Annotated in this window: 11 protein-coding genes and 1 pseudogene; 11 read left to right on the forward strand and 1 reads right to left on the reverse strand. The window is 65.4% G+C overall.

Going from position 1 to position 9,976, the window contains the following annotated elements:
- From Q1L59_RS14020 to glp, 10 genes and pseudogenes are all read left to right on the forward strand, one after another.
- Window positions 1-253, forward strand: a pseudogene (locus Q1L59_RS14020) (integrase core domain-containing protein); the annotation flags it as partial.
- A 717-nt stretch (window positions 254-970) separates the two neighbouring features.
- Window positions 971-1,447, forward strand: coding sequence for a 4Fe-4S dicluster domain-containing protein (locus tag Q1L59_RS14025; protein ID WP_300333267.1), 477 nt, complete (start codon window positions 971-973; stop codon window positions 1,445-1,447).
- Between the two features lie 12 nt (window positions 1,448-1,459).
- Window positions 1,460-3,307, forward strand: a complete 1,848-nt coding sequence (locus Q1L59_RS14030) for an aldehyde ferredoxin oxidoreductase family protein (protein WP_300333269.1) — start codon at window positions 1,460-1,462, stop codon at window positions 3,305-3,307.
- Window positions 3,308-3,376: 69 nt separating this feature from the next.
- Window positions 3,377-4,627, forward strand: coding sequence for an FAD-dependent oxidoreductase (locus Q1L59_RS14035; protein WP_300333271.1), 1,251 nt, complete (start codon window positions 3,377-3,379; stop codon window positions 4,625-4,627).
- A 4-nt stretch (window positions 4,628-4,631) separates the two neighbouring features.
- Window positions 4,632-4,883 carry a MoaD/ThiS family protein gene (locus Q1L59_RS14040; RefSeq protein ID WP_300333273.1) on the forward strand — a complete coding sequence of 84 codons (252 nt, stop codon included), beginning with the start codon at window positions 4,632-4,634 and terminating at the stop codon, window positions 4,881-4,883.
- Window positions 4,876-5,181, forward strand: coding sequence for a hypothetical protein (locus Q1L59_RS14045; RefSeq protein WP_300333276.1), 306 nt, complete (start codon window positions 4,876-4,878; stop codon window positions 5,179-5,181). Before Q1L59_RS14040 ends, Q1L59_RS14045 begins: the two co-directional genes overlap by 8 nt.
- 57 nt (window positions 5,182-5,238) lie before the next feature.
- Window positions 5,239-5,967, forward strand: coding sequence for an ABC transporter permease (locus tag Q1L59_RS14050; RefSeq protein WP_300333290.1), 729 nt, complete (start codon window positions 5,239-5,241; stop codon window positions 5,965-5,967).
- A complete protein-coding gene (locus tag Q1L59_RS14055) occupies window positions 5,967-6,686 on the forward strand; it encodes an ATP-binding cassette domain-containing protein (protein WP_300333277.1) in 720 nt (239 codons plus the stop codon). The genes Q1L59_RS14050 and Q1L59_RS14055 overlap by 1 nt, the downstream gene beginning before the upstream one ends.
- Window positions 6,662-7,468 (forward strand): substrate-binding domain-containing protein, encoded by an 807-nt coding sequence (locus Q1L59_RS14060; protein WP_300333279.1) that lies wholly within the window; start codon window positions 6,662-6,664, stop codon window positions 7,466-7,468. The genes Q1L59_RS14055 and Q1L59_RS14060 overlap by 25 nt, the downstream gene beginning before the upstream one ends.
- A 4-nt stretch (window positions 7,469-7,472) precedes the next feature.
- Entirely contained in the window at window positions 7,473-8,729 is a 1,257-nt protein-coding gene (glp, locus tag Q1L59_RS14065; protein WP_300333281.1) for a gephyrin-like molybdotransferase Glp, read from the forward strand.
- Window positions 8,730-8,798: 69 nt separating this feature from the next.
- Here the strand turns inward: glp and Q1L59_RS14070 are convergent, their stop codons facing one another.
- Window positions 8,799-9,164: a hypothetical protein gene (locus Q1L59_RS14070; protein ID WP_300333284.1), complete on the reverse strand. Its 366-nt coding sequence runs from the start codon at window positions 9,162-9,164 to the stop codon at window positions 8,799-8,801.
- 74 nt (window positions 9,165-9,238) lie between these two features.
- Between Q1L59_RS14070 and Q1L59_RS14075 the strand changes: the two genes are divergently transcribed.
- Window positions 9,239-9,949, forward strand: a complete 711-nt coding sequence (locus Q1L59_RS14075; RefSeq protein WP_300333287.1) for a hypothetical protein — start codon at window positions 9,239-9,241, stop codon at window positions 9,947-9,949.
- Window positions 9,950-9,976 lie beyond the last annotated feature (27 nt).

Here is a 9,976-nt window from a genome sequence, read left to right on the forward strand (position 1 = left end):
AAGCCCTCCACCGGCACGCTTGCCCGGAGATCTTCAACACCGATCAGGGTTGCCCGTTCACCAGCGGTGAATTCACCGGCCTGCTCAAGGCGCACGACATCCGGATCAGCATGGACGGCAAGGGGCCCTGGCGGGACAACGTCTTGGTCGAGCGACTGTGGAAGACGGTCAAGTACGAGGAAGTGTATCTCAAGGCCTATGACAGCGTTGCCGATGCGAAAGCTAACCTGGCCAGTATCTGCGCTTCTACAATCTGGTTACGCTGGCTGCGCCGGCCGAACTTGCCCGAACGGGACTGACAACGTCCATCGCGAATCAAGCGTTCGCTGACCGTGCGACTGATCGGCGCAGGCGGCCAACCCGGCGCGCAACACCGACTGAAAGGCGCGCTGGCGGCGACAACTCCGCTTCGCGCGTCGCCGCCGGCAACGTGTCGACCCGGACGACGACGTGTCGGGCCTGTACGCGGGCTCCGATTGCGGCCACCACCTCGTAGAAGACCTGAACCAGTGAGCAGACGATGAACGGCGCGGCGGGCAGTGTGGACGACGCGCGTGCTTGACGCCTTGAGCCTTGCGGCGGTTCTTGCCGACGCTTGCTGAGCGACACTTTGCCGGCGTGTGACGGCAGCGCGGACCAATGACATGGACAGCCGCGCGCGGCGTTTGCTGCATTGCGGCATGACAAGGCGGTGTGCTGTGCGTAAAGTGGCTGGACGCCGAACCCGCCGGGTTCTTCGCGTCGGGTTAGTGTTCGATGGTCAGCAGGTGGCGGGCACGACAGCTCGCACAACCCGACAGCAAGACCGTTGAAAGACAACCAGAAGCGGGTCGATGGCGCCTGTGCCGAGCGAGCCCGCTGCTTGCCGCTTGGCGCGGTCGACTTTTGTCATGGTTCGGTGTTGTTCAACGGGTCGCGCCGCAACGTTCTGACGACGCATTGGCCAGCAGTTAATCATGGAGGAAACGCAATGCAGAAGTCGCTTCACATTGATCCATCGAAATGCACCGGTTGTCTGCAGTGCGAGATGGCGTGTTCCTACGAACATACGGGTGCGATCAACCCTTCCCGGTCGCGCATCAAGGTTTTCGATTTCGAGCACGAAGGCCGCAAGGTGCCTTACACCTGCACCCAGTGTGCGGACGCCTGGTGCATGAACGCCTGTCCGGTCGACGCGATCGTGCTCGATGCACTGACCGGCGCCAAGGTCGTCAAGGAGGCGAACTGCGTCGGATGCAAGGTGTGCACGATCGCCTGCCCGTTCGGCACGGTCAATTACCTGGCCGAGGTGGGCAAGGTCCAGAAATGCGACCTGTGCAGCGGCGACCCGAAATGCGCCAGCGCCTGCCCGACTGGCGCGATCACCTATGTCGATGCCGAGTGGACCGGACTGGACCGCATGCGCGCCTGGGCAGCCCGCACCAACACGGCCGCCGTTGCCGCCTGAGGAGGAAAGATCATGGGATGGAACCGTAAAGTCCTGCGTGTGAACCTCACCGCCGGCACCTGCACTCCCGAGCCGTTGAACATGGCCTGGGCCAACGATTACCTCGGCTCACGCGGGCTGGCCTCGAAGTATCTGGTCGAGGAAATCGATCCCAAGGTCGACCCGCTGTCGCCGGACAACAAGATGATCATGTCGACTGGTCCGCTCACCGGGACGATGGCCTCGACCGGCGGCCGCTACACGGTGGTGACCAAGGGGGCATTGACCAATGCCATCGCCTGTTCGAACTCGGGCGGCTTCTTCGGCGCCGAAATGAAATTCGCCGGCTGGGACATGATCATTTTCGAGGGCAGGTCGCCGCGGCCGGTGTATCTGTACGTCGAGAACGACAAGGCCGAACTGCGCGACGCGACGCAACTGTGGGGCAAGACCTGCTGGGAAACCGAAGCGGCCATCAAGAAATCGCACCAGGATCCGCTGATCCGCGTTTCTTCGATCGGCGCCGCGGGCGAAAACCAGGTCTTGTTCGCCTGCATCGTCAACGACCTGCACCGCGCCGCCGGGCGCTCGGGCGTCGGTGCGGTGATGGGGTCGAAGAACCTCAAGGCGGTCGCCCTGCGCGGTACCCGGGGCTTCTCCGGGATCAAGGATTTCCCGGCTTTCCTGGCCGCGACGACGGCCGCCAAGAAGGTGCTCGCGGAGAACGCGGTAACCGGTCAGGGTCTGCCGAAGTACGGGACGCAGGTCTTGATGAACGTGATCAACGAAATCGGTGCGCTGCCGACGCGCAACCACCGCGACGTTCAGTTCGAGGAGGCCGGCCGGATTTCGGCCGAAGCGATGCACGAAAAGCGGCCGACCGACGGCCGGACGCATCTGGTGAGCAATGCTGCGTGCTTTGGCTGCACGATCGCCTGCGGACGGATTTCCAGGATCGATGAAACGCACTTCAGCGTACGCAACAGCCCGCAATACTGGGGCGCCTCGGGCGGCCTGGAGTACGAGGCAGCCTGGGCACTCGGCGCAGCGAACGGCGTCGGCGATCTCGAGGCGCTGCAATACGCCAACCTGCTGTGCAACGAACACGGGATGGACCCGATCTCCTTCGGCGCGACGGTCGGCGCGGCGATGGAACTCTACGATCTGGGCATCCTGAGCAGCGAGCAGATCGGCCTCGACGCCCGCTTCGGTTCAGCCGAAGCGCTGTGCAAGCTGGCCGAGATGACGGCGCGCGGCGAGGGTTTCGGACGCGAGCTTGGCCAGGGTAGCGCGCGCATGTGCGCCAAATACGGCCGGCCGGAACTGTCGATGAGCGTCAAGAGTCAGGAATTCCCGGCCTACGACTCGCGCGGCATTCAGGGCATGGGCCTGACCTACGCAACCTCCAACCGCGGCGCCTGCCATCTGCGCTCCTACACCGTGGCTTCGGAAGTGCTTGGCATTCCGGTCAAGACCGATCCGCTGGTCACCGAAGGCAAGGCCGAACTGGTCAAGGCCTTCCAGGATGCGACCGGCGTCTTCGATGCGGCCGGCATCTGCGTGTTCACCAGCTTCGCGTGGACGCTGGCTGATGTGCAGCCGCAGGTGCAGGCGGCGTGTGACGGCGACTGGTCGATGGACAAGCTGAACGAGGTCGGCGAGCGTATCTGGAACCTGGAACGTCAGTTCAACCTGGCGGCGGGTTTCACCGCCGCCGACGACGATCTGCCGCCACGCCTGAAAACCGAGGCCGCCCGCACGGGTCCGGCCAAGGGCTTGGTCAATGGCATCGACAAAATGCGGCCGGAGTACTACAAGGTACGCGGCTGGGATGCCAACGGCGTGCCGGAAAAGGCCACGCTGGAACGTCTGGGCCTGTAGCCGGGCAAACCTCTCCCGAAGCGGGGTGGCGCCAGCCGCCACGCCGCTTCGCCTTGCGGAGAAGCCAACATGAAACATCTCATCCTGGGCAACGGCCCAGCCGGGGTACTTGCCGCCGAAACGCTGCGCCACCTCGCTCCCGACGACGAAATCCTGCTTGTCGGCAGCGAGGCCGAGCCGCCGTATTCGCGCATGGCGATTCCCTACCTGCTGGAAGGCAGCATCGACGAATCGGGAACCTATCTGCGCAAGTCGGCCGGCCATTACGACGGCCTGCGCATACGCCAACGGCAAGGGCGTGCAGTCGCGCTCAACACCGAGCAGCAAACGGTACTCTTCGCCGATGGCCAATTCGAGGCTTACGACCGCCTGCTGATCGCCACCGGATCGCGTCCGGTGCGGCCGCCGATCCCCGGCATCGACCTGCCGCAAGTACAGACCTGCTGGACGCTCGACGATGCGCGCGCGATCGCTCGCCTGGCCCGGCCCGGCGCGCGCGTGTTGCAGCTCGGCGCCGGCTTCATCGGCTGCATCATCATGCAGGCGCTGACCCGGCGGGGCGTGCAACTGACCGTGGTTGAGCTTGGCGACCGCCTGGTGCCGCGCATGATGACGCCGGCGGCGGGTGGCATGATCAAACGCTGGGTCGAGAAACAGGGCGTACGCGTGCTGACCCGCGCCGGCGTCGACTTCATTGCGCAGGGCGAGGAAGCGCCGCTGACGGTGACGCTGTCGACCGGCGAGAAGCTCGCTTGCGACCTGTTGATCGTCGCTGCCGGCGTGGCGCCGAATGTGGCTTTCCTGGAAGGCACTCGCGTGCATGTGGCGAAAGGCGTCCTGGTCGACGACAGCATGCAGACCTCGGTGGCAGGAATCTACGCGGCCGGCGATGTCGCCGAGGCGCCTGACCTTTACGCTGGCCGTCATCTGGTCGCCGCCATTCAGCCCAACGCCGCCGACCAGGCGCGTATTGCAGCGGTCAACATGGCCGGCCAGCGCAAGGCGCGGATGAAAGGCGTACTGGCGATCAACGTGCTCGATTCACTGGGGATGATTTCCTCGTCGTTCGGCGAATGGCAGGGCGTCGCCGGCGGCGACGGTGTCGAGCAGGTGGACGAGAGAAACGGGCGCTATATCAGCTTGCAGTTCGACGGCGAGGTCCTGATCGGCGCCACGGCGATCGGCCTGACCGAACATGTCGGCGCGCTGCGCGGCCTGATTCAGGGGCGAATGAAGCTTGGTGCGTGGAAGCGGCGACTGCTGGAAACGCCAACGCGTTTCGCCGACGCCTTCATCGCCTGCCAACGACCGAACAGTTGACACGATGCGCCTGACGCTCAAGCTCTATGCAACGCTGAGTGACTATCTGCCGGCTGGCGCCAGGAACAACCAGGTCAGCCTCGAGGTGGCCGAGTCGGCGACCGTCGCCGAGGTATTGCATCCCTTGGCGCTGCCGCCACGGCTGACCCATCTGGTACTGGTCAATGGCAGCTTCGTGCCGCCCGAGGAGCGGCCACGCAGACGCCTGGCCGAGGGCGATGTTCTCGCCGTTTGGCCGCCGATTGCCGGTGGCTGAAAGCGGCTTGCCCTGGCGCAGCGACCGCGTCCGGCAGATGACTTGCACCGCCGAAGAGTTTCGCCGAGCGCTGGTCGCGGCCTTCGGCGCAGCCGTTTCGCGCACGCCGAACGGCCTGCTGCTCGCCGGTCGGGACGCCAGCCTGACGTTCGCCTTGCGCGAGCAGCCGCCGCTCCGTCTGGCGGCGCTGCAACTGGCCAGGCTGCGCGTCGAGATCGACGTGCATGCCGGCGATGATCTTGCCGCGCAAGACCTGCTCGCGCAGGTCGACCGGGCAACGCTGCGCGGCGGCGGCTAGCGCGCGGTGACCGCCGAGCGCACCGGCCAGGCGTCAGACTGAAGGTCGACAATGAACATGAGGCACCGGAACTCCGCCTGGCTGATCGCCCTGACCGTCTTCGGCAGCGCTGGCTACCTGCTGCTTGCCGACTGCGACCCGCGGCTGCTCGAGATCGTCGGCCTCTCGCTCTTCGTCAGCCTGAGCGCACTGTGCATCGGCACGCTGCTTGGCCTGCCGCTCGGAGCGTGGCTCGCCGTTTCCCGGTTTCCCGGACGCACCGCCCTGGTCGTCGCGCTGAATGCGCTGATGGGCCTGCCGTCGGTGGTCGTCGGCGTGCTCGTTTATCTCGCCCTGTCGCGCAGCGGGCCCCTGGGGAGTTTCGGCCTGCTCTATTCGCCGACAGCGATGGTCATTGCGCAAAGCGCGCTGGTCCTGCCGCTGATCGCTGCGGTTGCCCGGCAGATCATCGAAGACGCCTGGCAGGAATACGCGCCCGAGTTCTCGCTCATCGGCATCGGCCGTCTGCACGCCGTCGGCTTGCTGCTCGCCGACTGCCGATTCTCGCTCACGGTAGCCACCCTCGCCGGTCTCGGGCGCGCGATGTCGGAGGTCGGTGCAGTGATGATCGTCGGCGGCAACATCGAAGGCTATACCCGGGTCATGACGACGGCCATCGCGCTCGAGACGAGCAAAGGCGATCTGGCGCTGTCGATCCTCCTCGGCTGCGTTCTGATGACGATCATTCTCGGCCTGAACGTCATCGCGCACGCGCTGCGCACCTGGGCCAGCCGGCGGTATGGCTGATGTTTCCGCTGCGCATTTCAGGGCTCTGTTGTCAGCCGAACGGCCGCATCGTGCTCGATGGCCTCGACCTCGAGCTCTCCGGCGAGGGAATCAGCGTCATCCTGGGCGCCAACGGCAGCGGCAAGACGCTGCTGCTCCGCCTGCTCGCCGGCTTGCTGCCGGCGGACGGCGGAACCATCCGATGGGGTGGCGCAGCACGCCCCGACGGGCGGCTGGCGATGGTCTTCCAGCAGCCGATGATGCTGCGCCTGTCGGTTCATGCCAACGTCGAGTTCGCGCTGCACCCGCAAGGCTTGAGCGCCGCCGAGCGGAATGCAAGGACGAACCATGTGCTTGCCCGCGTCGGCCTGGCGCACCGCGCCGGCGACTGTGCCCGCCTGCTCTCCGGCGGCGAGCGCCAGCGTCTGGCTCTGGCGCGCGCCTGGGCCATGCGGCCGCGCCTGCTGCTGCTCGACGAACCCACCGCCAGCCTGGACCCGAGCGCGACCGAAGCGGTCGAACGAATCATTCGCGAAATCCGTACCGATGGTGCGAAGATCCTGATGAGCACGCACAATCTCGGCCAGGCGACGCGTCTGGCCGACGATGTCGTTTTCCTGGCCGACGGACGCGTGCAGGAGCACGAATCGGCGCAACGCTTCTTTGCCCGTCCGCAATCCGCTGCGGCGCGCGCTTTCATGCAAGGTGAGCTGCCATGGCGCATCGCTTTCGATCACTGATCCTTGTTCTCGGGCTACTGCTTGGAGCGGCGCAGGCCGGCGAGACGCTGCTCGTCGCCTCGACCACCTCGACCGAGCAGTCTGGCTTGTTCGGCTGGCTCCTGCCGAAGTTCGAGCAGGCGACCGGCATCAAGGTGCGCGTCGTTGCGGTGGGCACCGGCCAGGCGCTCGACATCGGCCGCCGCGGCGATGCCGATGCGCTGCTCGTCCACGACCACGCGGCGGAAGAAAGCTTCGTTGCCGAGGGCTTCGGCAGCTACCGCAAGGATGTGATGTACAACGATTTCGTCCTGATCGGACCACGCAGCGACGCGGCCGGCGTGCGCGCGGCGGCGAACGCCAGCAGCGCGCTACGCGCGATTGCCCGCAGCGGCCTGCCCTTCGTCTCGCGCGGCGACCGCAGCGGTACGCATACCGCCGAACTCCGCCTGTGGAAAGATTCCGGCGTCGACCCGAAAACGCTCGCCGGCTACAAGGAAACCGGCAGCGGCATGGGACCGACGCTGAACATGGCCGCGGCAACCGGTGCCTACACGCTGTCCGACCGCGCGACCTGGTTTGCCTTCCGCAATCGCCGCGACCTGGATGTGCTGCGGGCCGGCGATCCACTGCTGTTCAATCCCTATGGCGTGATACCGGTGAACCGGGCGCGCCATCCGCATGTTAAAAAGGAAGCCGCCGAGCGCTTTGCGCAATGGTTGACCGCGCCCACCGGCCAGCAGGCGATTGCCAGCTTCCGTGCCGACGGCCAGCAAGTCTTCTTCCCCAACGCCAAGAAATGAAGCCATGACCGATACCACATCCTGCCAGTCTCCCGCCCTCGACGATGCCAGCCTGTCGGCCGACGAAGCGCGCCAGCGCATGCTGGACAGCGTCGCGCCGATCACCCACGCGGAAAAGGTTCCGGTACGCAATGCGCTCGGCCGCATCCTGGCGGCCGACGTGATCGCACCTTACGACGTTCCCGCGCACGACAATTCAGCCATGGACGGTTACGCAGTGCATTTCGAAAGCCTCGCCAGCGACGGCGAAACCGCCCTGAGCGTGGTTGGTTCCGCCTTTGCCGGCAACGCTTTTTCCGGCCTGGTGGGGCGCGGACAGGCGGTGCGCATCATGACCGGTGCGGTCTTGCCGGCCGGCGCCGATACGGTCGTCGTGCAGGAAGTCACCCGCGTCACCGGCAACACGGTTTTCGTCCCCGCCGGCCAGAAACAGGGACAGAACACGCGCCGAGCGGGTGAGGATCTGGCGCGCAACGCGATCGCCCTACCCGCAGGCAAGCGGCTGGGGCCGGCCGAACTGGGCCTGATCGCTTCGCTGGGCATTGCCGAGTTGTCGGTACGCCGTCGCCTGCGCGTAGCCTTTTTCTCGACCGGCGACGAGCTGGCGTCGATCGGCTCGCCGCTCGCACCCGGCGAAATCTACGACAGCAATCGCTACACCTTGTACGGTCTGCTCACCCGTCTCGGCGCCGAGATCATCGACCTCGGCGTCGTTCCGGATCGCGCCGAGGCACTGGAAGCCGCTCTACGCGAAGCCGCCGAGATCGCCGACGCGATCATCACCACCGGCGGCGTGTCGGTCGGTGAAGCCGATTTCATCCGCGAAATCCTCGCCCGGCTGGGCCACATCGGCTTCTGGAAGCTGAAGATCAAGCCGGGTCGGCCGATGGCTTTCGGCCGCATAGGCCAGGCCTGGCTGTTCGGCCTGCCGGGCAATCCGGTATCGGTAATGGTTAGCTACGCACAGTTCGCGCTCGATGCCCTGCTGCGGCTGTCCGGCGTTGATCCGCTGCCGGTGCGCCCCTTGCTGCCAGTCGCGGCCGCCAACGCCATCAGGAAACAGCCTGGCCGGCGCGAGTATCTGCGTGGCCGAGTGACCGAGGTCGACGGACGCTGGCAGGTCTTTACGCTGCCGCACCAAGGGTCGGGAATCCTGCGTTCGATGTCGGAAGCCAATTGCCTGGTCGTTCTGTCCGAGGCCTGCGCCGGAGTTCAGCCGGGCGAGGCCGTCGACGTGCAACTATTCGACGGTCTCTATTAACCAGGATAGAAAATCGGCTGCGCTTGCCGCTGCCAGTGTCGAAGGGTAGCCGCACTGCCGCGCTGCCAGCTAGAACAGCCGGCGATGCCGCAAGTGGCTCGGGGCGTGCGCGAGCAGCGCGGAAAGGACGATCAGCAGCCAGAAGACCGGTAACACCAGCGTTGGCTGTGCGCTTGCCAAGCCGAGCAGGACCAGTTTGATGAGCACGCCGCAACCGGCGACTTGACGCAGGTGAGCCGCATTGACCCAGGTGTCGAGAGCCAGCATGGCGAGCCCGGAGGCGAACGTGAGGCAGGCGCCCGCGACGACGTTCCCGGCGCCGAGCAAGCCCGCTCCGAGGAGGACGATGCCGACCAGGTGAACGGTACGCAGAACAACGTTGAGCCAACGTCGACCCGGAAGATTGCGTAAGGATTCAGAAGAAGAGCCGGGCATGTCGATCTTTCGCGCGCGCCGCGCGCAGAACCGGAAAACGCTTGGCCGTTCGCCCGAGCTCGCGTTGCAGGAAGGTGGGCGAGAACCTTACCCGACAAGTGTCAGGAGAGCCGAGGAGAGATTGTAACCGCGCCAACGATGGGTGGCCAAAATCGGCCGTCGCCGTTGGCCGGCCAATTAGTGGCGCTGATGCACCTGGTCGTCGGCAGACAGGCTTCGCCCGCCAGCAAGGCAGCGCTTGCCCGCTGTCGACCGTCGATCAAGCTCAAGAAACGGCGATTACGGACGTTGAAGAAGCAAGGAGCGTTGTCGCGATTCAGCGGGCTACGCTCCGTTTTTTCGAATTGGCGATGATTTCAGGAGGAATTGACATGCTTCACTCAGCCAAAGGATGGCGCTCACTGGTGCTTTGCCTGTCGCTTGCACTCGCCCTGCCGGCCGTTGCGGCGACCACGGCAGAGGTCAGGGCGGCAATCGGCCCGGTTCGTGATTCGTTGATGACCATGCTGAAGAACCCGGACAAGCGTGGACCGGATCAGCAGGCGCTGGTCAAGACTTCGGCCGACAAGGTCAGCAATCTGATCCGCGACGTCAACGTTACGCCAGACAAGAAAGCCAAGCTCGACGAGATGAAGAGGATCTGGACCGAGTTCAACCGGGTGCGCGAGACCCAGGTTGTTCCGCTGATCGTCGCCGGGAACACCGCCGAAGCGGAAAAGCTGGTGACTGGCGAACAAAAGGAGCGGCTGATGGCGGTCATCAAACTGTGCGATGAGCTGAAGTAGCATACCGCACGGCTTCGACCGTTCTGC

Origin of the sequence: Accumulibacter sp. (genome assembly GCF_029255125.1) — a bacterium.
Classification (GTDB): domain Bacteria; phylum Pseudomonadota; class Gammaproteobacteria; order Burkholderiales; family Rhodocyclaceae; genus Accumulibacter.